The sequence below is a fragment of the Sphingomonas daechungensis genome, from assembly GCF_039543105.1.
Taxonomy (GTDB): Bacteria; Pseudomonadota; Alphaproteobacteria; order Sphingomonadales; family Sphingomonadaceae; genus Sphingomicrobium; species Sphingomicrobium daechungense.
The window spans coordinates 1,923,305-1,947,388 of the sequence record NZ_BAABJC010000001.1 but is presented as its reverse complement, the minus strand read 5'-3'; the positions used below and the strand labels follow the sequence as shown (position 1 = coordinate 1,947,388).

Below are 24,084 nucleotides of genomic sequence, written 5' to 3'. Positions count from 1 at the left end.
GCCGGCGCGACTAGCGCGGCAAAGGAGATCCCATGATTCTCGAAGGCAAGGTCGCTCTCGTCACTGGTTCCACGTCCGGCATTGGTCTCGCCATTGCACAGGCTCTCGCGGGCGAAGGAGCGAGAGTGATGATCAACGGCTTCGGCGATCCGGCCGAAATCGCGAGGATCAGCGACGACCTCGGCGCACTCTACGACGGGGCGGACCTGTCGGACCCGGCTCAGATCGAATCCATGCTTCGCCACTGCACCGACGAGCTCGGCGCGCCCGACATTCTGGTGAACAATGCGGGCGTCCAGCACGTCTCCCCGGTTGAGGATTTCCCGGTCGGAAAGTGGGACGCGATCCTGGCGATCAACCTGACGGCGGTGTTTCACACCACGCGGCTGGCAATCCCTTCGATGAAGGCGAAGCAGTGGGGCCGAATCATCAACACGGCCTCTGCCCACAGTCTCGTCGCTTCGCCCAACAAGTCGGCCTATGTCGCCGCCAAGCATGGGGTCGCCGGCTTTACCAAGTCCGTTGCGCTGGAGGCCGCGAAGGACGGCGTAACCGTCAACTGCATTTCACCGGGATATGTCTGGACGACCTTGGTCGAGAACCAGATCCCGGACACGATGAAAGCGCGGAACCTGACCCGCGAGCAAGTGATGAACGACGTCCTTCTCGCCGCCCAGCCGACCAAGCGTTTCGTCACCCCGGAGGAGGTTGCGGCGCTCGCTCTGTTCCTCTGCCGCGAAGAGGCAAAGTCGATCACTGGTGCGAACCTCAGCATGGACGGAGGCTGGACAGCTGCCTAGGCTGCCGCGGATGCGCCACTTCGTCTTCGCCGCCGTCTTGCTGACTTTGTCGGGCTGTGCCGAATTCCATCAGGCGCCTGGCGTCATCGCTCACCCGGCAAGCGATTGGCGGACCATCGCCACCCCGTCGGACCGCGAACGCTTGAAGGAGTGGCGGACCGCATTCGTCGATGCCTTGCGGTCCGCGCGCGCCGGCGGGCATGCCGCTGATATCGAACGCGAGGGGGCGCTTCTCGAACCGGACGCCGCGCTCGGCGGAGGGCCGATACCGAACGGACTCTACCGGTGCCGGACTATCAAGGTCGGATCGAAGACGATGGGCATGCTGCCCTTTGTTGCTTATCCGGCCTTCGACTGCCGCATCCAGCAGGACGGCGAGTTGCAGGACTTCGCAAAGCTGACCGGGTCGCAGCGGCAAGTCGGCTCGATCTTTCCCGGCGACCCGTTACGGCAGGTGTTTCTCGGCACGTTGGTGCTCGGCGACGAAACGCGCGCATTCCAGTACGGCCGCGACATGCAGCGCGACGTCGCTGGCTACGTCGAGCGGATCGGGCCGAACCGATGGCGGCTGATCATGCCGCGGCCGCACTTCGAATCTCAGATGGACGTGCTGGAGCTGGTGCCAGCGCAATAAGGGGCGCATTGATGAAATTGACCTTCGGACTGGTTGTTGCAGTGATGACCCTGCCCACTGCAGCCCATGCAGCTGCGCTGACCGACGCAATCCAGTCGGATATGCCGCAGCTGATGACGCTCTATCGCGACCTCCACGCCAATCCCGAGCTATCGATGCAGGAGGTGCGTACGCCGGCCAAGCTTGCCGCCGAGATGCGCAAGCTCGGGTTCGACGTCACGGAAAAGGTCGGGAAGACCGGCGTCGTTGCGGTGATGAAGAACGGCCCGGGGCCCGTCCTTTTGCTGCGCGCGGACATGGACGGCCTGCCGGTGGTCGAGCAAACCGGATTGCCCTTCGCGTCGAAGGTCCGAGCGACGGCAAGGTCGGGGGTCGAGACCGGCGTCATGCATGCCTGCGGCCACGACACGCATATGACCTCCTTCATTGGCACGGCGCGCCGGCTCGCCGCGATGAAGGAGCAGTGGTCGGGCACGCTTGTCATGGTGCTCCAGCCCGGCGAGGAGACCGGCGAAGGCGCAAAGGCGATGCTCGACGACGGCCTCTACACGCGCTTTCCGAAGCCCGATTACGCGCTCGCCTTTCACGATGCGGCCGCACTTCCCGCCGGTACGATCGGGGTCACGCCGGGCTATGCGCTCGCCAACGTCGACAGTGTAGACATCCTCGTCAGAGGGCTTGGCGGGCATGGCGCCTATCCGCACACGACCAAGGATCCGATTGTCCTTGCGTCCCGGATCGTCGTGGCGTTGCAGACACTGGTCAGCCGCGAGAACAATCCGCTCGATCCGGCGGTCGTGACGGTCGGTAGCTTCCAGGCCGGTGCCAAGCACAACATCATTTCCGACGAGGCCAAGCTCCAGCTGACCGTGCGTAGCTACAAGCCCGAAGTTCGAAAGCTTCTGCTCGACGGCATCAGGCGTATCGCGAAAGGCGAGGCCATTGCCGCGGGCGTGCCGGAAGACCGCATGCCGGTCATTACGGTCCGCGAAGAGATGTACACTCCGGCGACGTTGAACACCGAAGAGTTCTCGAAGAAGACACTTGCCCTGTTCCAGCAACATTTCGGTGCCGACCGCGCGAGCCTGACGCCGCCCGTGATGGGCGGAGAGGACTTCAGCCGCTTCTGGCTAGCCGACAAAGAGGTCCAGAGTTTGATCTTCTGGGTCGGGGGAACGCCAAAGGACAAGTGGGATGCCGCCGGCGGCGACACGCTGAAGCTCCCCTCGCTTCACAGCCCGTTCTGGGCGCCTGACGCCGAGAAGGTGATCTCGACGGCGACCGAGGCCATGACCCTCGCCTCCCTCGACGTCCTCAAGAAGAGTTAGCCATTCGTCGCTTTTGAACCGCCGTTGGTGGAAAGCTTGCGCCTGCAGCCGCTTGCTTCTGCCATCGAGCGCCGATGGTTGAGTTGCTTTTCGCTACTGATGATAGCGCGACCGCGGCGTTGGACGAACCCTGTTCCTGGGGAAGCATTATCCGGGGCATCGAGAGATATGCCGCCTATCACCCGGCCAACGCGCACGAGCTACGCGAGTGGGCAGATATTCTGCACGGGATTCGCGAACTGAGAAGTGAGCGCTAGGCGCTCGCCGCCGTCAGCAGCGCGAGCTGTTCTGCGGTAAGCTGAAAACTGAGCGCTGCGACCAACTCATCGAGCTGATCCAGCCGGGTGGCGCTCGCCAGGGTCGTCGCAATCCCGGGCTGTGCACTGGTCCAGGCCAGCGCAATCGTTGCCAAGGCGGCCCCCGTCTCCGCTGAAATCCGGTCGAGCGCGGCGAGCACTCGCAGTCCTCGACCGTCGAGATACTGGGCACTGCGCTCGCCGCGAGGGCTCTTCGCAAGATCGCCGGCGCTCCGGTACTTGCCCGCGAGGAATCCGTTAGCGAGCCCGTAAAACGGAATGATGCCCAAACCATTCCTGACGGCCGCATCTCGAAGCTCCCCCTCGAGCTTCTCGCGCTCGACGAGATTGTACCAAGTCTGGAGCGCGCAAGGGGGCATCAGGCCCTCCGCCTTGGCAACCGCCATAGCCGCATCGATCCTCGGGCCGGAATATTGGGACAGGCCGATCGCTCGGACCTTCCCGGTTCGAACCAACTCATCCATCGCCCCGAGGCTTTCGGCCAGCGGTACGGCGGGATTATCCTTGTGATGGTAGTAGAGGTCGATGGCGTCGACGCCGAGCCGACGGAGCGAAGCTTCGCATCCGTCACGGATCGATTCAGGATCGAGCGCCGCGACATATTCGCCGTCGATCATCTCTCCGCCGAGAAAGCCGACCTTCGTCGCGATGACCACGCGGTCGCGCTTGGACGGGTCACGCCGAAGCCAATCGCCAATGATTATTTCGCTTTCGCCGCCCTGGTTGCCCGGTGCCCAGGCTGAATAGACGTCGGCCGTATCGATCATGTTGCCGCCGGCATCGACGAAGGCGTCGAGAAGCTTGAAACTGGTTTCCTCATCGGCGGTCCAGCCGAAAACATTGCCGCCAAGCGCCACCGGGGCGACCGAGATCCCGCTCGTTCCGAGCGGCCGCATTTGCACTGCCATTGACCGCCTCTAGCTCATCCGTTCACCACTTATTTGTAAAATTTAGCGACACCCTTCCTCATGTCGGTGGGATTTACAGTCGGGCGCCCGTGCAGTCGCTGATCGCCTTCTGGAGCCATGCCATTTGCGCGGCCGCGTTCCTGGGCCTGCTGCTCTGGCGGCTTCGGGCCGTTCGGCAGCCTGACCAACGCCTGCTGCTCGCCGGCTTCGCGGTGACGGCGTCCTGGGCGTGGCTCAGCGCTATTCTGCCCGGCGACCCTTTGGCCAGCTTTGCCGAAACCGCGCGAAACCTCGTGTGGATCGGATTGCTACACAGCCTCGCGGCGACCAGTGAGGAGCGCCAGCATGGCGTCCGTCTGGTCTATGGCGCGGTCGCGGCAGTGCTCGGCTTCCAGCTCGTTGTGACGTTGCTGCGCTATTCGATCCCGACCGATGCAGTGCGCGATACCGCCACCTTGCTTCGCGTGACCGCCGCGGCCGGCTCGCTGATTCTGGTTCACAATCTCTACGGCCAGGCATCTGCGGCGAGCCGGTCGAACATCCGCCTGGCGATGATCGGGCTGTCGCTGATGTGGAGCTACGACCTCAATCTCTACACGGTTGCCTATCTCCACAGCCGGCTGGCGCCGGACCTCTATGAGTGGCGTGGGCTGGTCGTTGCGCTGACCGCACCGATGTTCGCAATGGCGATTCGTCGAGAGGAGGGCTGGCGCGTCCGGCTATCCCGCGCCGCGACCTTCCAGTCGCTCTCGCTGCTGGCCATCTGCGGCTACTTCGCGGTGATGGCGATCCTCGCGACGGCGCTTCGCGGGACGAGCGTCGAATGGTCGCGCGGCATCCTCGTCGGATTGCTCGCGACAATGACGGTCGCGGCGATGGTCCTGCTGCCGAGCGCCAAGGCGCGCGGCTGGGCCAAGGTCAAGATCTCGAAGCACCTGTTCGAGCACCGCTACGACTATCGCACCGAATGGCTGCGATTCACCACCACCGTGGGAACAACCGGCACCGACGCGGCCCCACTGGGCGAGCGCGTCATCAAGGCCTTTGCCGACATCCTGGAAGCGCCGGGCGGGCTGCTGCTTGCCAAGGACCCGTCCGGTGCAATCAACACCGCATCGTCCTGGAATTGGTCGGGTAAGCATCCGCCCGCCGGCGAGCTTGAGCGCGTCCGGGACTTCTGGTCGGCGCTCGAAGCCACAGGCCGGATCATCGAGTTCGACTCCCTCCGCAACGGCTGGGCGAGCCCCGAGGATCGCGCATCGCTGCCGCCGGAATGGATGCTCGAGGAACGCCGCGCCTGGATTGGCATTCCACTCATCCACGGCGAGCGCCTGTTCGGGCTGATCCTGCTGTCGTCGCCCGAATATCGCCGCGTGCTCGACTGGGAGGACTTCGATCTGCTGCGGACGGCGGGGCGCCAGGCCGCCAGCTCGCTCGCCGAAGCCCATGGCCAGGAGGCGTTGTCGAACGCGCAGCGGTTCGAGGAATTCAACCGCCGCTTCGCCTTCATCCTCCACGACATCAAGAACCTGGTCAGTCAGCTCTCGCTGCTGTCGCGCAACGCCGAACGGCACGCCGACAACCCGGAGTTCCGTGCCGACATGGTCGCCACACTGCGCAGCTCGGTCGACAAGATGAACGACCTGCTGACCCGGCTCTCGCCAAAGGCACAGGCGCGGTCGCAACGCTCCGACGCTCAGCCGCTGCGCAACATCCTGCTCGACGCGATTGCGGCCAAGAGGCGCGAACATGAGGTCAAGCTGCTCGGCGACACCAGCCTCCATGCGATCGTCGACGCCCCGGCGCTTGAGCAGGCGGTAGGGCACATCATTCAGAATGCGGTCGAAGCCAGCTCGCCGGATGCGCCGATCACGGTTCGGGTCGCACCGGAGGGCGATGAAGTCCGGATCTCTATCACCGACCATGGCACCGGGATGGACGGAGACTTCGTCCGCAACCGGCTGTTCCAGCCGTTCGCTTCGACCAAGCCCGACGGGTTCGGAATCGGGTCATTCGAAGCTCGCTCGCTGATCGCCGCGATGGGCGGACGGCTGGTTGTCGACTCCACGCCCGGCGTGGGCAGCGAATTCTCCATCTACCTCCCGGCGGCTGAGGAAGTCGCTCAACCGCAACGGAAACGCGCATGACTGACCAGAAACACCCCGTGCTGCTCATCGTCGAGGACGACGAGGGTCTGCAGCGCCAGTTGAAATGGGCCTACGAGGGCTATGAAGTCGTGCTCGCGGGCAATCGCGAAAGCGCGATCGAGGCGCTACGCCTGCACGAGCCGGCGGTAGTGACGCTCGACCTCGGGTTGCCACCCGACCCGGATGGGACGACCGAGGGCTTCGAGACGCTGACGCAGATCCTCAAGCTGAAGCCGGACACCAAGGTCATCGTCGCGTCCGGGCATGGCGCCCGCGAAAGCATGCTGAAGGCGATCGGACTCGGCGCCTACGATTTCTACCGCAAGCCGGTCGACATCGACGAGCTTGGACTGATCGTAGCTCGTGCCTTCCACGTGGCGGATATCGAGGCCGAGAACCGTCGCCTGGAGGAGACCAACGGCGGCCAGGTGCTCGGCTCGATCATCAGCTCGGCGCCGGAAATGATGAAGGTCGCCAAGACCATCGAGCGCGTCGCCTCCGCCGACGTCTCGGTGATGCTGCTCGGCGCGTCGGGCACGGGCAAGGAACTGCTCGCCCGCGCCGTCCACGAGAAGAGCGGCCGGAAGGGCGAGTTCATCGCCATCAACTGCGCCGCGATTCCGGAGACGCTGCTCGAAGCCGAGCTGTTCGGATATGAGCGCGGCGCCTTCACCGGAGCGGTCAAGTCGAATGTGGGGAAGATCGAGATGGCCGAGGGCGGCACCCTGTTCCTCGACGAGGTTGGGGACATCCCGCTGCCGCTCCAGGTCAAGCTGCTGCGCTTCCTCCAGGAGCGCGTGATCGAGCGGATCGGCGGGCGCCAGCCAATCAACGTCGACACCCGCATCGTCTGCGCGACGCACCAGGACCTTGAGGCGATGATCGCCGAGGGCCGGTTCCGCGAAGACCTTTATTACCGCCTTGCCGAGATCGTGGTGAAGATCCCGTCGCTGGCGGAACGTCCCGGCGACTCCGTCCTTCTCGCGCGGCACTTCGTCAATCGCTTCGGCAAGGATCTGAACACCAAGATCCAGTCCCTGTCCGCCGACGCGATTGCCGCGATCGACGCCTATCCCTGGCCGGGCAACGTCCGCGAACTCGAAAATCGCATCAAGCGCGCGGTGATCATGGCAGACGGCAAGTCGGTGACGGCGGAAGATCTCGACCTCCCCGGCACCTCCAACCCGGAGGAGGAGAGCCTCGCTCTCAACCTTCGTGCGGCGCGCGAGGTCGCCGACCGCCGGGCAATCCGCCAGGCGCTCAGCCGCACCGACAACAACATTTCGGGCGCCGCCAAGCTACTCGGGATCAGCCGGCCGACACTCTACGACCTTCTCAAGCAGTATCAGCTGCAAGCGTAAGGATTTCTTCGACGAACCGGGGTTGCTGACTGCGATGCGGCCCCTAACCTCCCCGGACTTCGAATCCGGGGAGAGATCATGGATCGCCGTCAGTTCCTTTCGACCAGCAGCGCCGCGCTTTCACTTGCCTTCGTCTCGGGTGCCGCCAGTTCGCCGGCCCTCGCGGTCATCCAGCGCGGAGCGGGATCCGGCGATGCCGCGCTCAATGCGCTGTTCGAGAAGATCTTTCAGGATCGCGTCCGGCGCTTCCCCGAGCTCGCGACGTCGCTGGGGCTCGACAAGGGCGCGAACGCCCACCTGAAATCGGAGTTCGACGTCCGTCCGATCGCGGTCGCGCGAGGGGAAGACCTTGCGAACCTCCGCGCCGAGCTGGCAGCGGTCCAGGCGGTCCCGGAATCCGGCCTCAGCCCGGCCGCGGTGCTTAACCGCGACGTCATCGCTTATCAGATGGAAACGGGCATCGTTCCGGCTGCGCGATTCGACATCGACAGTGTCCAGCGGCCCTATCCGATCTTCCAGCAGGGCGGCGCCTACTTCTCCACGCCGGACTTCCTCAACACGGCGCATACGATCGAGACGGCCGCGGATGCCGAAGCCTATCTCGCTCGCTTGGCTCTGGTCGGGAAGCTGCTCGACAACGACACGGAAGAACAGCGCGCGCAGGCCGCCCGCGGCTTCCTTGCTCCGGCCTGGTCGATCGACCTGACGCTTGGCCAGATGCGCAAGCTGCGCTCGCCTGCGGCGGAGGCGAACACAATGGTGGATTCGCTCGTCCGCCGGACAGCCGCCAAGACCATTGCAGGCGACTGGGAGGCGCGCGCCGCGAGGATCGTCGGAGACAGCATCTATCCCGCGCTCGACCGGCAGATCGCCTTGATGGAGCAACTGAAGCCAAGCTCGAAGCCAGGCGACGGCGCCTGGAGGCTATCGCAGGGCGACGCAATCTATGCGGCGGCTCTGGAACAGGCGACGACGACCAGGTTCACGCCTGACGAGGTCCACAAGATGGGTCTCGACCAGGTTGCGGAGATCAGCGGCCGTCTCGACGTAATCCTCAAGGAGGCAGGCTTCACCAAAGGCACGGTCGGCGAGCGCCTCGCTGCGCTCAACGCTTCGCCGGACCAGCTCTACCCGAACACCGACGCGGGCCGAGCCGACCTGATCGCAGGCCTCAACCGGGGCGTGAAGGCGATGTACGCAAAGCTGCCGAACGCCTTCGCAACGGTTCCAAGCGCACCGCTCGAAATTCTCCGCGTTCCGCCGGAGATCCAGGACGGAGCCTCCAACGGCTATTACAACCGCGCTTCGCTCGATGGCTCTCGGCCGGCGATCTACTTCATCAACCTGAAGGACGTTGGCGACTGGCCGAAATACTCTCTGCCGGCCCTGACCTATCACGAAGGCGTTCCGGGCCATCACCTGCAGATCAGCCTGGCGCAGGAATCGAAGGACATTCCGACGCTGCGCAAGCTCGGCTTCTTCTCAGCCTATTCGGAAGGTTGGGCACTCTACGCGGAGCAACTGGCCGATGAACTGGGCGGGTATACCGGCATCGAAAAGGCCGGATATTTGCAGTCGTTCCTGTTCCGCGCGGCCCGCCTGGTCGTCGACACCGGCCTGCACAGCAAGAGATGGAGCCGCGAGAGAGCGACCGACTACATGGTTGCGACCACCGGCTTCGCACGGCCGAGATCGCAGCGAGAGGTTGAGCGCTATTGCACGATGATCGGACAGGCTTGCAGCTACAAGGTCGGGCATATGGCATGGACCCGCGCTCGTGAAGATGCACAAAAAGCGCTCAGCGCGAAGTTCGACCTGAAGCGCTTCCACGAAGTGCTGAAGGAAGGTGCCATGCCGCTGACGATGCTGGAGAAGCGGATCAAGGAGCGGACGGCGGCGGAGGTTTAAAGCCTCCGCCCCCCGCTTATCCCTCGTGGCCGAGGAACTCCGCCTCGGTCTCGGGAAGTTTCTTTCCCGACATCCAGTACGTACCCATCAGGGTTCGCTTGAGCTTGACCTCCGTTCCCGGCGGCGGCGGCTCTCGCCGCGACTTCGACGGCTGGATCGACCAGCGATCGCCATTGTCTAGCAGCACCCACGCGCTGCTTCCGCCCCAATAGCCGGATGCCTTGACCACGCCTTCCATGGCCAGCGGAACCTTCTTCTCCTTCAGGACCATGGTGCCTTGGCTCAGCGCCTGCTTCAGGGACCCCATCGCCCGGTCGTAGCAGGCAAGCCGTTCTTCGTTTGCCGTGATCGCCTGGCACGTCAGCAATTCCTGGACGCGCGACTCCGGCTTCTCCTTTGCGGCGGCGACCGCCGGCATGCTCAAAAGGATGACCGCCAAGATCCCAGCGACGCGCTTCACCATGATGCTCCCCCTCGTTTGCAAGAGAGCATTGCACCGTCGTTCGCGGCGCGAAAGCGCTTTCTGACGCGCATCCGTGAAGCCACTTATTGCCGTCCTGCCCAAGCCGGTTACGGTCGTGGCATGAGTAGACTCCATTCCGAGCGCCACGCGTCGTCACGGATCGGATGGCTTCGCGCCGCGGTGCTCGGCGCCAATGACGGCATCGTTTCGACAGCAAGCCTGGTCGTCGGCGTCGCCGCTGCCGATGCAAGCCGGTCATCCGTTCTTATCGCTGGCGTCGCCTCATTGTTCGCCGGCGCGATGTCGATGGCAGCCGGCGAGTATGTCTCGGTCAGCTCGCAAGCCGATACGGAGAAAGCCGACCTTGAGCGGGAAAAGGCGGAGCTCGAACAGGTCCCTGAGCTCGAGCGCGAGGAACTGGTCCGAATCTACGAGGATCGCGGAGTCGACCGCCAAACGGCCGAAGCCGTCGCCGACCAGATGATGGCTCACGACGCGTTGGGCGCACATGCGCGCGACGAACTTGGCTTGAGCGAAACCATGGCCGCCCGCCCGCTTCAGGCCGCGTTCGCTTCCGCGCTGACGTTCACGGCGGGCGCGGCGGCGCCATTGATCGTCGTCATCCTGGCTCCGATGCACCTCCTCGTACCGGCGGTGGCGGCCGTGTCGCTCGTCTGCCTGGCAGGACTCGGGGCACTGGGCGCCAAAGCGGGCGGAGCGCCGCTTGCTCCATCGATCATGCGGGTGGGCTTCTGGGGAGCTGCAGCGATGGCGGTGACTGCCGGCGTCGGCCGCCTGTTCGGCGCAGCGGTCGGCTAGGAAGACAGCGCTTCCGCCATTTCGGCGACTTCGAGCCAGCGTTCTTCCGCAGCGTTCCGGTCAGCTCGGAGCTTGGCGGCGCGGTCTGACAGCTCTCCGAATTTCTTCGGATCGCGGGTGTAGAGGTCGGGGTCGGCAAGCACGTCCTCGACCGCCGCGATCTCCGCTTCCATGTGCTCAATCTCGCCGGGCAGCCGGTCGAGATCGCGCTGGTCCTTGTAGCTAAGCTTCCTGGTCCCCTGCGAAGGCAGGGGTCCAGTGGGTTCTTCTCTTGTGACCCTAGGCTGCAATCCTGACTTCGCAGGAGCGCTAGGCCGTCGCCGCTTCGCCCAGTCCTCGTAGCCGCCCGCCACGACGTCCACTCGGCCGGACCCATCGAGACCGAGCGTCACCGTCACGGTCCGGTCAAGGAAGTCGCGGTCGTGACTCACGATCAGGACGGTTCCTTCGTAGTCGGCGATCACTTCCTGCAGCAGGTCGAGTGTCTCCAGGTCGAGATCGTTGGTTGGCTCGTCCAGCACAAGCAAATTGGCTTCGCGTGCAAATTCGCGCGCCAGCAACAGCCGCGATCTCTCGCCGCCCGACAACGACCCCACAGGGGCCTCCGTCAGCTCGGGCGAGAAGAGGAATTCCTTGAGGTAACCCTTGATGTGCTTCTTCACGCCTCGGACGTCGATCCAGTCGCCACCCTCGGCAAGGACGTCGCGCACTCGCTTCGCCGGGTCCATCAGCTTGCGTTGCTGGTCGATGACGATACCCGACAGCGTCTTCGCCCGCTCGACCGTGCCCTCGTCCGGCTGAAGCTCGCCGGTAAGCAGCCTGAGAAGGGTGGTCTTCCCTGCTCCGTTCGGACCGACGATGCCGATCCGGTCGCCGCGCTGGATGCGCAAGGTAAAGTCGCGGATGATCTGGCGGTCGCCGTAGCTCTTGGACACACGGTCGGAATCGATCACCGCCTTCGAGCGAACGTCGTCCTTGGCGACCGCGAGCTTTGCGGTGCCTGGACCACCGATCATGGCCGCACGCTGCGCGCGCATGTCCTGCAGCTTGGCAAGGCGCCCCTGGTTTCGGCGGCGGCGAGCGGTGACTCCGCGCTCGAGCCAGCGAAGCTCGATGGCCAACTTGGCATCCAGCTTCTCGGCCGCCCGCGCTTCTTCTTCGTAGGCCTTTTCCATCCACGCCTCGAAGCCGCCGAAGCCGATCTCGGCGCGCCGCAGGTGGCCGCGATCGAGCCACAGGCAGCTCTTGGTCAGGCGAGTCAGGAACGTGCGATCGTGGCTGATGACGATGAACGCACCGGTGTAACGGTTGAGCCAGTCCTCCAGCCACTCGATGCCGCCAAGGTCGAGGTGGTTGGTCGGCTCGTCGAGAAAGAGGATGTCCGGGTCCTGCGCAAGCGCGCGCGTGATCGCGGCGCGCCTCCGTTCGCCCCCGCTCGCGGTCGCGACGGGCCGGGACAGGTCGAGAGCGATCTGGTCCGCGATCGCCGCCACCTCATGTGGCTCCGGAGCGCCGGGGCCGGACAGGATCCAGTCGAGCAGCGTAGCGTGCCCGCTCATGTCGGGATCCTGCTCCAGCAGGACGACCTTGCTACCCGGCACGATCGTTCGCCGCCCCTCGTCGGTCTCGATCAGGTCGGCAAGGCACTTGAGCAGCGTGGTCTTGCCAGCGCCGTTGCGGCCGATCAGCGCCAGCCGGTCGCGTGGACGAATATGGACGTCCAGGTGACGGAACAGCCAGCCTTCGCCCTGAACGAGTCCGAGATCTTCGTAACTGAGTGTCGCCGCTACCATGCGCGGCCAGATAGGTTGGATATTCCGCGCCGTCACCCGTCGGGCTGAGACGCATGCTCCCTTGAACCCGCCATTCACCGTCAAGTCTGGCGTAAACGGGAAATTTACGGCAGGTTCGCGAGCTTAACGGCTCTGTTCAGGACCATTCATAAGGCATTCAATGGTTTCTGTTAGAACGCGTCCCAAGAGAAAAGCCATGAGCCTGTTTCGTAACCTTGCTCTGGCCGCGCTTGGCGCAGGCCTGATTGCGACGCCCGCGCTAGCGGATCCGCCGCGCGATGCCGATCGCGCGTTCGATGCGGCGCGCCAGGGCCGCGCCATGCCGCTTCCCAGCATCGAACGCCGAGTCATGCCCTTCATGGGCGGCGCCGACTATCTCGGTCCCGAGTTCAATGGCGACACCTACCGCCTGAAGTTCGTCAAGGACGGACGGGTCATCTGGGTCGATGTCGACGCCGCGACCGGCCGCATCAAGGGCAAGTCCAGGCCCTAAGCCGTTTCGGCTGCACATTGACTTTTGTGCGCGTCTCCCCAGTTCATTCCGCTAAAGCAACCGTTCAGCTTCGCGTTGGTTTGAGGCTTCGACAAAGTTTCTAGGGGAACATCGCAAATGCGTGTCTTGATCGTCGAAGACGAGCCCAACCTCGGGCGCCAGTTGCGTTCGACCCTTGAGGGGGCCGGTTACGCCGTAGATCTCGCGACCGATGGCGAGGATGGTCACTATTTGGGTTCAACCGAAGCGTACGACGCCGTGATCCTCGATCTTGGGCTTCCTGAGGTCGATGGCCTGACCGTGCTCGACCGTTGGCGGAAGGAAGGTCGCCGGATGCCGGTGCTGGTCCTGACCGCACGCGACAGCTGGTCGGACAAAGTCGCTGGACTCGATGCCGGCGCGGACGACTACCTCGCCAAGCCGTTCCAGACCGAAGAGTTGATTGCTCGTCTTCGCGCGTTGATCCGTCGCGCGTCCGGCAATGCGTCCTCGGAGCTCAACGCGGGCGACATCCGTCTCGACACGCGCTCGGGCAAGGTCACCAAGGCCGGTGAGCCGGTGAAGCTGACCGCTCAGGAGTACAAGCTGCTCAGCTACCTGATGCACCACAAGGGCAAGGTGGTGAGTCGGACCGAGCTGATCGAGCACATCTACGACCAGGACTTCGACCGCGATTCGAACACGATCGAAGTGTTCGTCACCCGCATCCGCAAGAAATTGGGCGCCGACGTGATCACGACCATTCGCGGCCTCGGCTATACCCTTGAGGATCCCGCGGGTTGATCGACCAAGCCGCCCCGGCAACGGCGGCGGCCGAGGGGGAGGCCGTAGCGACGACGAGCAAAGGCTCGACCGTCGGCTCGCTGACGCGGCGCATGATCGTCGTCGCCGCATTCTGGATTACAACCTTGCTGCTGACGGGTGGCTTCGCGCTCGACCGCGTCCTGTCGGCGTCCATCGTCCAGAACTTCGACGACCAGTTGAAGTACGTCCTCAACGGCATGATCGCGGCGTCCGAAATCGGGCCCGACGGCGAAGTCCGGTTCAACCGGCCACCCGCCGACCAGCGTTTCATCGAGCCGTACTCCGGGGTCTACTTCCAGGTCAGCGGGTCGGGCGCCGACACCTTCCCGTCACGGTCGCTGTGGGACCGGCGCCTGCGGGTTGTCGACGAGCATCAGGACGTCAACGTACACGTCTACAACAGTAATGAGTTCGACGGCGAGCCGCTGAGGATTTCGGAGCGCGACGTCATTTTGCCCGGGTCGAAGGTCCGCTGGCGATTTCAGGTCGCCCAATCGCGCGAAATGATCGACACACAGATCAGGCAATTGCGCTCGACCCTGTTCTGGAGCTTCTTCGCGCTCGGAATTGGCTTGCTGATCCTTGCCGCGCTCCAGACGTTCTACGGCCTCTGGCCGCTGCGCCGCGTCCGGCAGGACGTCGCTGCGATCCGCTCGGGCGCGAAGACCCGGATCGACGAGAATTTCCCGGTCGAGGTTCGTCCGCTGACCGAAGAGATCAACCAGCTCCTTGCCCATAGCGAAGAGCAAGCGGAGGAAGCGCGGCGGCACGCCGGCAACCTCGCCCATGCGCTGAAGACACCGCTGACGGTCATCACCAACGCCGCCACGGCGCGCTCGCCGGACCTCCCGGAAACGGTGTTCCGCGAAGCGATCGTGATGCGGCGGCAGGTCGATCACCACCTGGCCCGTGCCCGCGCGATCGGCCGCCGCGCTTCGGTGCACGCCCGGGCGACTGTCTGGGACAGTCTGCAATCGGTTCAGCGCGCGGTCGACCGCCTCTACGAAAAGGTCACAGTGGATATCGCCGGCGACAAGACCGCCCAGGTTCGCGTCGAGCGCCAGGACCTTGATGAGATGCTCGGCAATCTCGTCGAGAACGCCGCGAAATATGGAGGCGGGCGTGTCTTCGTCACTGTGGAGCGGCAGGCCCCGATGATCGACATCATCATCGAGGATGACGGCGAAGGCATCCCGAAGCAGCAGCGGGAAACTCTGTTCCAGCGCGGCGCGCGTCTCGACACCGACAAGCCCGGCACCGGCCTCGGGCTCGCCATCGTTCGCGACGTTGCGGAGATCTACGGCGGGACGATCACGCTCGAGGAGAGCGAAGACCTCGGCGGCCTGCTCGCCCGCCTGAGCCTCCCCGCAGGCTAGGAAATGTGCTGTTCAGCGGCTAGGGCGCGCCCGTGACCGCGACCTTACACGAATTGAAGCCCGCGACCGCGCCGTCGCTCGATCCGTTGATGGCACTCGTCGCCGACGACATGCACGGTGTGAATGCCGTCATTCTCGACCGCATGCAGAGCAAGGTCGGGCTCATCCCCGAGCTGGCGGGCCACCTGATCGCCGGCGGCGGCAAGCGAATGCGGCCGATGCTGACGCTCGGCTGTGCGGCGTTGCTCGGATATAGCGGGAACAGGCACCAGAAACTCGCCGCCGCGGTCGAGTTCATCCACACCGCCACCTTGCTCCACGACGATGTCGTCGACGGCTCCGGCCTGCGCCGGGGAAAACGCACCGCGAACCTCATCTGGGGTAACCCGGCCAGCGTTCTTGTCGGCGACTTCCTCTTCAGCCGCGCTTTCGAGCTGATGGTCGAGGACGGCAGCCTTCGCGTTCTCAAGATCCTCAGCCATGCCTCCGCGGTCATCGCCGAGGGCGAAGTCGACCAGCTGACCACGCAGCGGAAGATCGACACGGACGAAGAGCAGTACCTCGACATCATTTCCGCCAAGACCGCGGCCCTGTTCGCAGCCGCCTGCCGAATCGCTCCGGTTGTCGCCGAAGCGAGTGACGACGCCGAAGTCGCTCTCGAAAAGTACGGCCGTTACCTCGGAATTGCCTTCCAGCTTGTCGACGACGTCCTCGACTACGGCGCGAACCAGGACGTGATGGGCAAGGGCGTGGGTGATGACTTCCGGGACGGTAAAGTCACTCTGCCCGTCATCCTCGCCTACGCGCGCGGCTCGGACGAAGATCGTGCGTTCTGGCGCGCAGCGATCACCGGCGAGCGCACGTCCGACGAAGACCTGGCGCACGCCATCGCGCTGCTACGCCAGACCGATGCCCTTTCGGAAACCGTCGAGCGCGCGCGCCACTATGGACGACGCGCGCTGGACAGCCTCGCCCAATTCCCCGCCGGCAAAGCCAAGTCCGCGCTCAGCGAGGCCGTCGAGTTCGCAATCTCCCGCGCTTACTGAGCGGAGCCCGGCACGGGCACCATCAAGTGCGCGTAGGGCGTTCCTGCCCACATCACATAGGGCGCTGAGGTGTCCGGTTTGGCGCCAGTGGGATAGCCTGCCAGCACCTCTTTCGATCCCACGATCATGATGTGTGGACCGGTATGGATCCAGTCCTTCGCTTCCGCAGGTCCGGTTGCATAGGGGTCGGTGTTGCTGGCGTCCGTGCCGCCTTCCATCATGTACATTACGCCGACGGTGTTCGCGGGCGGCTCGGCCTTGGTCATCCAAGCCTTCGCCCATTTTGCGGCGTTGGCGTCCATGCACATCGGATCGGGTCCGGGCGTCGTCGGGCTGTCCGGCATGCAGGTCCAACCGTTCTTGCCTTCGCGCAGCGTCGTCATCTTCCCGTCTGCCGCGGCTTGGACGATCGTCGCGTCACCGGCGATTGACGCCGGCGCCGCCGACATCGCGCTCGTCACTGGATCGCTGTGATCCGTGGCGGAGGCTGCGTTGGCCGGAGCTTCCGCCTCATTCCCCGCCCCCTCGGCGACCGGTCCCTGTTTGCAGCCACTTAAGGCAAGCGACATCCCCGCCGCGGCCAGCAACGCCATTCTCACATGATGCATGCAGTCCTCCTCTCTTCGGGAGGACGCTTCGATTAGCACAAACGACAATGGTGTGCATCAGCGCGGCGCTTGATTTCGGCTCGGTGCTGGTTCAGGTCGCTCGGCGATGACGATCGCACGCATTTCCGAGCTCGACCGCCGCACGACCCAGTCGGGGAAAGCCAACAATGGACTGTGGCTTCTGGAGTTCGAACGGCAGAAGCCGCTTCGCCCGGATCCTCTGACCGGCTGGAACGGCTCCGGTGACACAAACACGCAGGTCCGCATCACCTTCAAGACCAAGGACGAGGCCGTCGCGTTCTGCGACAGCCGCGGCATCGCCTACCACCTCATCCCGGCCGCCCCGGTCAAGATGAAGATTCAGGCCTACGCGGACAATTTCCGCTAGGACTTGCCAGCCCCTCTGCCGACCGCCAGACATAGGCCGCCGAGCTAGGGGGAGGCCTGTACGACAGTCGAGTTGCGTTAGTTGTCGGCACACGTCCCGAAGCGATTAAACTAGCACCCCTTGCCAAAGCGCTGATCGAGCGCGGCATTGCGTCACGCCTGATCCTCACGGGGCAGCATCCGAACTTGCGGGCATCAGAGTACGGTATGCCCGATCTTCCGACGGTGGGGCTGTCGTGCGCAGGGTTGCCCGACCCAAACGCGCACGCGGGAACCGTCGCGCGATCCATTGGCCAAGCCTTGGATGGAATCCGCTTGGTCATCGTCCAGGGAGATACGTCGAGCGCGGTCGGCGGAGGCCTCGGCGCTGCGCAGACAGGGGTTCCGGTGGCTCACGTCGAAGCCGGCTTGCGTAGCCACGACCGTCGCGATCCGTGGCCGGAAGAAGATTTCAGGATCGCGATCGATGCGATGGCAACACTTTTGTTCGCGCCGACGGTGTTGAACGCCGCGAACCTGCGCCGCGAAAGGGTCCGGGGACGAATCTCGCTCACCGGGAATACAGGAATCGACGTTTTGCTGGATCGGATTCGTGGTCTCCGACCGGCGACCACGGACCCATGCAGAAAGCGACTGCTGGTCACCTGTCATAGACGCGAAAGCTGGGAGGCCCTGCCCGCCATTGCGTCATCGCTCATCGCTCTCGCCAGACGCAGCGACGTTGCAATCGCCCTCGTGCTTCATCCGAACCAACGAGTCGCGGGCGAGATGGTTCGCCTTCTTGGACGGACCCCGAATCTCGATCTCCGGCCGCCGTGTGGGCACGTCGAGATCCTTCAGCTCATGCGCGACAGCGATCTGATCCTGAGCGACTCCGGCGGAATTCAGGAAGAAGCGCCGGCACTCGGCATCCCGCTCCTAGTCCTCCGCGATCGCACCGAGCGCCCGGAAGGCATCTCAAGCGGCAATGCGGTCCTGGTCGGCCGCGACCCGGAGCGCATCTACGCCACAGCGTCCGCGTTGCTGGACTCGACCGACGTCCTGGCCTCCATGAGCACGCCCAACTTGCCATACGGCGATGGCGCGGCATCCAAGCGCATCGCTCAAGCAATAGAAGACTGGCTCGCGACGGAACCATGCCCGAATGTCAGATCGAGCGAACCTCGATCGCCATCGCTCCTGTCGGTGACAGCACAAGTCGCGCAGTAGAGGCGGTTCTCTTTCCGAACGTCGCCGCCTGCAGCTCGTTGCGGGCAGCGTGGTGGTCGAACTTGAAGCCAGCGGCGTCAGCCTCTTCCTTCAAGTGTTGAAGATGGCTCTCGAGGTTCGCAATGCCTTCCTCGGGATCGAAATCCATCGTGACGGAAATGTCGGGCTGCGGACTTGGCTGTGTCATCGGCGCCTTCATCCACATCCAAGGTTGCGAGGACAAGCCCCGCTGATAGACATTGCGCATGTCCCGAACGACCCGCGCCCTCACCGCCGCAGCCGCGCTGCTGATTGCAACCCCCGCATTGTCGCAGACGATCGACCCCGCAGTGCAGAAGCGGATCGACCGGATCCTCAAGCAAACGCCCCTGATCGATGGCCACAACGACGTGCCGGAGCAGGTTCGCGAGAACTGGAAGTTCAGCGTCGAAGGGCTCGCGAGCGGTTCGGACAAGCGCCAGCCGAACCCGATGATGACCGATATGGAACGCCTTCACCAGGGACGCGTCGGCGGACAGTTCTGGTCGGTCTATATCGACGCGTCCGTCCACGGCGACGAGGCGATCCGCCAGACGCTTGAGCAGATCGACATCGTGACTCGCCTGGTCGAGGCCTATCCCAACGACCTTGAGCTTGCCTCGACCGCCGACGACTTCGTGCGCATCCACCGCAAGGGCAAGATCGCCTCGGTCATGGGCGTTGAAGGCGGGCACCAGATCGGCGGGTCGATGGCTGCCCTGCGCCAGTATTACCGGCTCGGAGTACGCTACATGACCCTCACCCACTTCGCGACCAACGAATGGGCGGACAGCGCAACCGACGATCCCAAGTACGGCGGCCTCAGCCCGTTCGGGGTCGAAGTCGTGAAGGAAATGAACCGGATCGGCATGCTGGTCGATCTCGCCCACGTTTCGCCCGACACGATGAAGGATGCGATTGCCGCGTCGAAGGCGCCCGTGATCTTCAGCCACAGCAACGCCCGCGCCCTGGAAGACCATCCGCGCAATGTGCCGGACGAGGTGCTCGCTCTGCTGCCGTCGAATGGCGGCGTGGTGATGGTCAACTTTTACACCGGCTATCTGTCGGAGCCGTTTCGCCAATGGAACGCCAACCGTGCGGCGGAAGAAGCGCGCTTCAAGTCGCTGTTCACCGGCCAGCCGGACAAGCGAAACGCTGCGATGGATGCCTGGGACAAGGCCAATCCGCCACCCAAGGCGGAAATCGGGATCATCGCCGACCATATCGAGCATATCGTCAAGGTTGCCGGCCACGACCACGTCGGACTTGGCGGGGACCTCGACGGCATTCCCTACGACCAGTCGCCGCCGGGGATGAACAGCGTTGCCGGTTACCCGCTGATCTTCGCGGAGCTCATCCGTCGCGGCTGGAACGACAAGGATTTGGCGAAGCTCGCGGGCGGCAACATCCTCCGGGTCTTGCGGCAGGCCGAAGCCGTCTCGGCGTCGATGAAGGACGTGCCCCCGTCTCTCGCCACCTTGCCCCCGGCCGCTGCAGCGGCCAAGTCGGACTGATGAACCCGCCGCTCAAGGCCGCCATCATCCCGGTCACGCCGCTGCAGCAGAACTGCACGCTGATCTGGTGCACCGCGACGATGCGCGGGACGTTCACCGATCCCGGCGGCGATCTCGAGCGCCTGAAGGGCGCCGCGGCCCAGCATGGCGTGACGATCGAGAAGATCCTGTTGACCCACGGCCATATCGATCATTGCGGGTCGGCCGGAATTCTCGCTCAGGAGCTCGGCGTTCCCATCGAAGGTCCGCACGAAGCCGACCGCTTCTGGATCTCGCGGCTGGACGACGACGGCAAGCGCTGGGGCATCACCGGCAAGCCGTTCGAGCCCGATCGCTGGCTCGAGGACGGGGACACGGTGACGGTCGGCGAGCTGACGTTCGATGTGCGCCATTGCCCCGGCCACACGCCGGGCCACGTCGTCTTCCACCATCCGGAGTCGAAGCTGGCGATCGTCGGCGACGTACTGTTCAAGGGATCGATCGGTCGCTGGGACTTCCCGATGGGCAATCATGGGCAGCTCATTGAGTCCATCACCCAGCGCCTGTGGCCGATGGGCGGCGACACGGCGTTCGTCCCGGGTCACGGCCCGATGTCGACCTTCGCCCATGAGCGGGCGACCAATCCGCTGGTCGGAGATGCCGCGCTCGCGGCGTGAGCGCGTCAGGCGATACCGCGTTTCAGGTAGCGCTCGTACAGAGCTTGAGCCTCAGAGCTGGGCTTGGTCTCGCTCAATGGCTGGCACCCGTTCGAAACGATGCGAATTTCCTGTCGGCCAGAGGCTGCGATCTCGAGCGTCTTCGCGACCGCATTCCAGGATTGCGGGTCACCGCAAAGCCGGTCGTAAGGCACGACCAGGACATTCCCGTGGGTTTCAACGACCGTTTCGAGCGCTGAGTAGCAGGCCGTCCACGTCGCCAGCCAATAATCCAGGGAAGTCCGGTCGCCATCCGGGCTTCCCGGAAAGCGGAATGGCCGATGGTCAGCACCGAATTCGTGGTGGACGAGCCAGCGAAGGTAATTGAGGCGAAACGCGTCCTTGTCGCCCAATGTTCGCAGATGCTGGCGCAATAAACTCCTCGCGTGCGCGGCCGGTTCGCGAATGACCAAGAGGAAGCTGCAGTCGGGCATGGCAGCCGCCAGCGCACCCAGCCGCAGGATGTTGTTGTTGTCCTTGGAGAGATAGCGCGTTCGATTTCGGCGTCGCAGGACCAGCCGGATGTAATCGCGATAGCGGGCGATCATCTTCCTGTCGGGCCGGTGAGGCAGAAGGCAGTTGGGACGGATGTAGTCCTTCCCGCAAGCGAGCCGCCAGAACACCTCGTCGAATGCTTCCGGGCTCTCGAGGTCGATGACGATCCCATCACCATGACCACGCTCGACCGCTTCGAAGGGTTTGCGTGCCCCTTTCGAAACCCCCGCCCACAGGTTCGGCGCCAGGACGAATGGCATGTCGGCATAGAGCAGCGATCCGAATTGCCCGGTCGCATAGAGCTCACGCAGCAGGATCGTCGTGCCCGCGCGGGCAAGACCCGTCACGAAGACATGGCCGCCTTCATCCTTCGGCGCGCCCTCGAGGTAGCGGCCTCGCTCAACCTCATGGAACACGCCCGCAGTCGCCTCACCCAGCGCGACGCGGTGAAGCAGGCGATCGACGATCCCGTAGTCAGCCTTCACGGCGACGCGTGGATCTCAGCAAAATGACAACCAGTGGCAGGATTCCCGCGATCAGCAGCGGCCATGACAGGGTCGCTGCAAGCACGCCGTGGAAAGTCCAGACATGCGTAAACGCCAGCACCCAGGCAAGGAGGAGAGGAAGGCCGACCGCGAGGGCGAGGCCGACCGTCAAGGATGCAAAAAGCCCGAACAAGCTCAGGCTGTGATTTCGTAAGACTCGACCCTTCACGGCATCGCTTAGCGACCGGTCGGCCGCAGTCGCCGCACTCTGACGAACGATGCCATTGATCTGCCTGGACCGCTCGACGAGCTGAAGTCTCAAGAAGAGCCACGAAAAGCCGAGGACGACAAACGCCGCCCCGGCATAATTGCCGATCACGAAGCGTCTTTGTCCTCGGTCTCGGTGCCCTGCCGGAGGTGGATCAGGCGCTTGAGCGGGTACCAGATCAGGCCCAGCGCTCCAATTCCGAGCGCCGCGATCAGCGCGACCAGCGATCCAATGAAGGCCAGCCCGGCGCCCGGGCCCATATAGGCATAGGCCGGATCGGCCAGCGCCAAACACATTAGAACGAATGCGGCGACTCGCATTTCACTGCTCCTTTTGGGAGGCGGAAACTGGTCGAAATTCGAAGTGCCCGGGACATATCGAAAGTAAACTATTGCGTAAAGTCAGGTATCTTACACATCGGCAGAGAGGGTGACGGCGGGGGTGGTGCCGCCGGCTGGAGGCACAATGACCGAAAATGGGACAGTTCCGAAAGGGACGTCGAAGCCGCGCAAGCGCTCGACGGATTGGTCCTTCACCGTCTTTGTCATCTCGCTTTGCATGATGGCGTTCCTGTACGGGTTCGCCGCTAACGAATTCGATCTCCCGCCAAAGGGCCTGATGCGCCAGGCGGTGTCTGCCCTGAAGGCTTTGAACCTGATCGATCGAACCATGCCAACGGGCGTGAACCGGATCGAGGACAAGCCCGCTCCTGCAAAGTTCGTCAACCAACTCGACCCGGCTGCCGGAACGGAGCTCTTGCTCGTTACTGGGTGGCCCAATCGCGGTCGCTGCCAGAAATACCCATGCCTTGCGTCCGTAATCGACCGCTCCGGGAAGATCCTGCGCAGCTGGCCGGCACCGCTCGATGAGCTGTTCAGTGACACCAAGGAATTCTCTGGCGACGTGAAGCCGAGCAGCTTTTACCCGATCGGCCTCGGGATGCTCCACGACGGCAGTTTGGTGGCGACCTTCCACGGCACCAACGTCTATCCCTATGCAGTCGGAATTGCCCGGATTGACCCCAATGGGAAGGTGCTCTGGAAGCATCTGGACGGAGCTCACCACTGGATCCACATCGGCGCGGACGAGCGGATTTACGCGCCGGTCCAGGTCCGCCGCCGGATGAAGAACGTCGGCGACAATGCCGTGGAGCTGCGGTGCCCGGATATCGTCTACGACGAAGGTGTGCGCATCTATCGCCCGGACGGGTCGGTCGAGCGAACGCTGATGCTCTCCGACATCCTTGTCGCCAACGGCTATCCGGGCCTCATCTACAGCGTGCGCGACGATTGCGACCCGCTGCACATTAACTCGGTCGACATCGTTACGCCCGAAATCGCCAAAAACATTCCGGGCGCAACAAGCGGCGATCTCCTCATTTCTCTAAGAGAGCAGAGCGCAATCGTGCTGCTCGATCCCGTCTCATCCAAGATCAAGCGCATGATCGTCGGACGGTCGGCCGCGCAGCATAGCGCCCGCTTCCTACCCGACGGCACCGTCCTCGTGTTCGACAACCAGGGCGGGTCACGATCGCTCGGCGGATCGCGAATCTTGCGCGTGAACCTCGTCGACGGAAGTGCTCAGACGGTGTTCCCGACGGACGCCAGCGGGCCGGTCCTGCCCTTCTTCAACTTCGATGGTGGGACCGTCACTCCGAGTCCCGATGGAAAGCGCGCCATGATCGCCTCCAAGCATGAGGCGCGGGATATCGAGATCGACCTGGCGACCGGCAAACCGCTATGGACGATGCTACACGTGGCCGACAGCGGCTCTGCGGGCGGGAAGCCGGAAGCGGCCTATTTCAATGCTTACGGCAATTATTATTTGACCAAGGAGCAGCTGGCGGCATTGCATCTGCAATGAAAGTCCCACGCGGCCCGCCTTGCACTCCCTTCGTATTGCGCTATAGGAGCCGCGTTCGCGACGATCCGGCCGCCGCCGCGGGGTCTCCCCGCCTGGAAGAGGTGGAGATCGTCGCAATTTTTATTGCTTTTTGAAGGTGCCGGAATGGCTGTCCCTAAGAGAAAAACCTCGCCGTCGAAGCGGAACATGCGCCGCAGCCATCATGCGCTGAAGGCCACGACGTTCCAGGAGTGCCCGAACTGCGGCGAGCTCAAGCTCCCGCATAACCTCTGCCAGGCGTGCGGCCACTATAACGGCCGCGAGATCGTTTCGACCGAAGCCTAACGGCTTAAAGGAGGCGCGGGG

At 64.0% G+C, this 24,084-nt stretch carries 25 protein-coding genes; 17 read left to right on the top strand and 8 right to left on the bottom strand.

The window, feature by feature from the left end; all coding sequences use genetic code 11:
• Positions 1–32: 32 nt before the first annotated feature.
• The 3 genes from ABD928_RS10205 to ABD928_RS10195 are packed head-to-tail and all read left to right on the top strand — an operon-like array spanning position 33 to position 2,762.
• The gene (locus ABD928_RS10205; protein ID WP_187715286.1) at positions 33–800 is read left to right on the top strand and encodes a 3-hydroxybutyrate dehydrogenase; all 768 of its coding nucleotides are present in this window, start codon (positions 33–35) and stop codon (positions 798–800) included.
• 10 nt (positions 801–810) lie between these two features.
• Positions 811–1,434 carry a DUF4893 domain-containing protein gene (locus ABD928_RS10200; RefSeq protein ID WP_187715287.1) on the top strand — a complete coding sequence of 208 codons (624 nt, stop codon included), beginning with the start codon at positions 811–813 and terminating at the stop codon, positions 1,432–1,434.
• 11 nt (positions 1,435–1,445) lie between these two features.
• A complete protein-coding gene (locus ABD928_RS10195; RefSeq protein WP_187715288.1) occupies positions 1,446–2,762 on the top strand; it encodes an amidohydrolase in 1,317 nt (438 codons plus the stop codon).
• A gap of 253 nt (positions 2,763–3,015) precedes the next feature.
• Here ABD928_RS10195 and ABD928_RS10190 read toward each other — a convergent pair whose 3' ends face one another.
• Positions 3,016–3,987, bottom strand: coding sequence for an aldo/keto reductase (locus tag ABD928_RS10190; RefSeq protein ID WP_223276497.1), 972 nt, complete (start codon positions 3,985–3,987; stop codon positions 3,016–3,018).
• Positions 3,988–4,076: 89 nt separating this feature from the next.
• Between ABD928_RS10190 and prsK the strand changes: the two genes are divergently transcribed.
• The 3 genes from prsK (at position 4,077) to ABD928_RS10175 (ending at position 9,403) form a co-directional block, all read left to right on the top strand.
• Entirely contained in the window at positions 4,077–6,134 is a 2,058-nt protein-coding gene (gene prsK, locus ABD928_RS10185) for an XrtA/PEP-CTERM system histidine kinase PrsK (RefSeq protein ID WP_187715289.1), read from the top strand.
• Positions 6,131–7,495, top strand: a complete 1,365-nt coding sequence (gene prsR / locus ABD928_RS10180) for a PEP-CTERM-box response regulator transcription factor (protein WP_187715290.1) — start codon at positions 6,131–6,133, stop codon at positions 7,493–7,495. The genes prsK and prsR overlap by 4 nt, the downstream gene beginning before the upstream one ends.
• Before the next feature lie 78 nt (positions 7,496–7,573).
• Positions 7,574–9,403 (top strand): DUF885 domain-containing protein, encoded by a 1,830-nt coding sequence (locus ABD928_RS10175; RefSeq protein ID WP_187715291.1) that lies wholly within the window; start codon positions 7,574–7,576, stop codon positions 9,401–9,403.
• A gap of 16 nt (positions 9,404–9,419) precedes the next feature.
• Here the strand turns inward: ABD928_RS10175 and ABD928_RS10170 are convergent, their stop codons facing one another.
• On the bottom strand, positions 9,420–9,863 hold the full coding sequence (locus tag ABD928_RS10170) for a hypothetical protein (protein ID WP_187715292.1): 444 nt from the start codon (positions 9,861–9,863) through the stop codon (positions 9,420–9,422).
• Positions 9,864–9,986: 123 nt separating this feature from the next.
• Between ABD928_RS10170 and ABD928_RS10165 the strand changes: the two genes are divergently transcribed.
• Positions 9,987–10,685: a VIT1/CCC1 transporter family protein gene (locus tag ABD928_RS10165; RefSeq protein ID WP_187715293.1), complete on the top strand. Its 699-nt coding sequence runs from the start codon at positions 9,987–9,989 to the stop codon at positions 10,683–10,685.
• Here ABD928_RS10165 and ABD928_RS10160 read toward each other — a convergent pair.
• Positions 10,682–12,478: an ABC-F family ATP-binding cassette domain-containing protein gene (locus ABD928_RS10160; RefSeq protein WP_187715294.1), complete on the bottom strand. Its 1,797-nt coding sequence runs from the start codon at positions 12,476–12,478 to the stop codon at positions 10,682–10,684. The two genes, ABD928_RS10165 and ABD928_RS10160, sit on opposite strands and share 4 nt — an antisense overlap.
• Positions 12,479–12,674: 196 nt before the next feature.
• Here ABD928_RS10160 and ABD928_RS10155 point away from each other — a divergent pair, with 196 nt between their 5' ends.
• The 4 genes from ABD928_RS10155 to ABD928_RS10140 all read left to right on the top strand — a co-directional run bounded on the left by ABD928_RS10155 (position 12,675) and on the right by ABD928_RS10140 (position 16,197).
• A complete protein-coding gene (locus ABD928_RS10155) occupies positions 12,675–12,971 on the top strand; it encodes a hypothetical protein (protein WP_187715295.1) in 297 nt (98 codons plus the stop codon).
• A 117-nt stretch (positions 12,972–13,088) separates the two neighbouring features.
• Positions 13,089–13,754 (top strand): response regulator transcription factor, encoded by a 666-nt coding sequence (locus ABD928_RS10150; RefSeq protein ID WP_187715296.1) that lies wholly within the window; start codon positions 13,089–13,091, stop codon positions 13,752–13,754.
• Between the two features lie 92 nt (positions 13,755–13,846).
• Complete coding sequence (locus tag ABD928_RS10145) at positions 13,847–15,151, top strand: sensor histidine kinase (protein ID WP_345170193.1); 1,305 nt, start codon at positions 13,847–13,849, stop codon at positions 15,149–15,151.
• A gap of 89 nt (positions 15,152–15,240) precedes the next feature.
• Positions 15,241–16,197, top strand: coding sequence for a polyprenyl synthetase family protein (locus ABD928_RS10140; RefSeq protein ID WP_187715784.1), 957 nt, complete (start codon positions 15,241–15,243; stop codon positions 16,195–16,197).
• On the opposite strand, the gene ABD928_RS10135 is transcribed toward ABD928_RS10140, so the two are convergent.
• Positions 16,191–16,805: a hypothetical protein gene (locus ABD928_RS10135; protein ID WP_223276498.1), complete on the bottom strand. Its 615-nt coding sequence runs from the start codon at positions 16,803–16,805 to the stop codon at positions 16,191–16,193. The genes ABD928_RS10140 and ABD928_RS10135 overlap by 7 nt on opposite strands.
• 106 nt (positions 16,806–16,911) lie before the next feature.
• Here ABD928_RS10135 and ABD928_RS10130 point away from each other — a divergent pair, with 106 nt between their 5' ends.
• Together ABD928_RS10130 and wecB are read left to right on the top strand one after the other, a co-directional pair.
• Entirely contained in the window at positions 16,912–17,193 is a 282-nt protein-coding gene (locus tag ABD928_RS10130; protein WP_187715297.1) for an NADH dehydrogenase ubiquinone Fe-S protein 4, read from the top strand.
• Positions 17,194–17,249: 56 nt separating this feature from the next.
• Positions 17,250–18,401, top strand: coding sequence for a non-hydrolyzing UDP-N-acetylglucosamine 2-epimerase (wecB, locus tag ABD928_RS10125; RefSeq protein ID WP_187715786.1), 1,152 nt, complete (start codon positions 17,250–17,252; stop codon positions 18,399–18,401).
• On the opposite strand, the gene ABD928_RS10120 is transcribed toward wecB, so the two are convergent.
• Positions 18,340–18,588 carry an aminotransferase class IV gene (locus ABD928_RS10120; RefSeq protein WP_345168475.1) on the bottom strand — a complete coding sequence of 83 codons (249 nt, stop codon included), beginning with the start codon at positions 18,586–18,588 and terminating at the stop codon, positions 18,340–18,342. The two genes, wecB and ABD928_RS10120, sit on opposite strands and share 62 nt — an antisense overlap.
• A 58-nt stretch (positions 18,589–18,646) precedes the next feature.
• Here ABD928_RS10120 and ABD928_RS10115 point away from each other — a divergent pair, with 58 nt between their 5' ends.
• A complete protein-coding gene (locus ABD928_RS10115) occupies positions 18,647–19,933 on the top strand; it encodes a dipeptidase (protein ID WP_187715299.1) in 1,287 nt (428 codons plus the stop codon).
• Positions 19,930–20,589 (top strand): MBL fold metallo-hydrolase, encoded by a 660-nt coding sequence (locus ABD928_RS10110; protein WP_317617633.1) that lies wholly within the window; start codon positions 19,930–19,932, stop codon positions 20,587–20,589. The genes ABD928_RS10115 and ABD928_RS10110 overlap by 4 nt, the downstream gene beginning before the upstream one ends.
• Positions 20,590–20,594: 5 nt before the next feature.
• On the opposite strand, the gene ABD928_RS10105 is transcribed toward ABD928_RS10110, so the two are convergent.
• From ABD928_RS10105 to ABD928_RS10095, 3 genes are read right to left on the bottom strand one after another with little or no spacing between them, the layout of a single operon-like run.
• Positions 20,595–21,608, bottom strand: a complete 1,014-nt coding sequence (locus tag ABD928_RS10105) for a sulfotransferase (RefSeq protein ID WP_187715301.1) — start codon at positions 21,606–21,608, stop codon at positions 20,595–20,597.
• Positions 21,598–21,987, bottom strand: coding sequence for a hypothetical protein (locus ABD928_RS10100; protein ID WP_187715302.1), 390 nt, complete (start codon positions 21,985–21,987; stop codon positions 21,598–21,600). The genes ABD928_RS10105 and ABD928_RS10100 overlap by 11 nt, the downstream gene beginning before the upstream one ends.
• A complete protein-coding gene (locus ABD928_RS10095) occupies positions 21,984–22,196 on the bottom strand; it encodes a hypothetical protein (protein ID WP_187715303.1) in 213 nt (70 codons plus the stop codon). The genes ABD928_RS10100 and ABD928_RS10095 overlap by 4 nt, the downstream gene beginning before the upstream one ends.
• A 145-nt stretch (positions 22,197–22,341) precedes the next feature.
• Here ABD928_RS10095 and ABD928_RS10090 point away from each other — a divergent pair, with 145 nt between their 5' ends.
• Both ABD928_RS10090 and rpmF read left to right on the top strand, forming a co-directional pair.
• Positions 22,342–23,739, top strand: coding sequence for an arylsulfotransferase family protein (locus ABD928_RS10090; protein ID WP_187715304.1), 1,398 nt, complete (start codon positions 22,342–22,344; stop codon positions 23,737–23,739).
• Positions 23,740–23,883: 144 nt separating this feature from the next.
• A complete protein-coding gene (gene rpmF, locus ABD928_RS10085) occupies positions 23,884–24,063 on the top strand; it encodes a 50S ribosomal protein L32 (RefSeq protein WP_187708782.1) in 180 nt (59 codons plus the stop codon).
• The last annotated feature ends 21 nt before the right edge of the window (positions 24,064–24,084 follow it).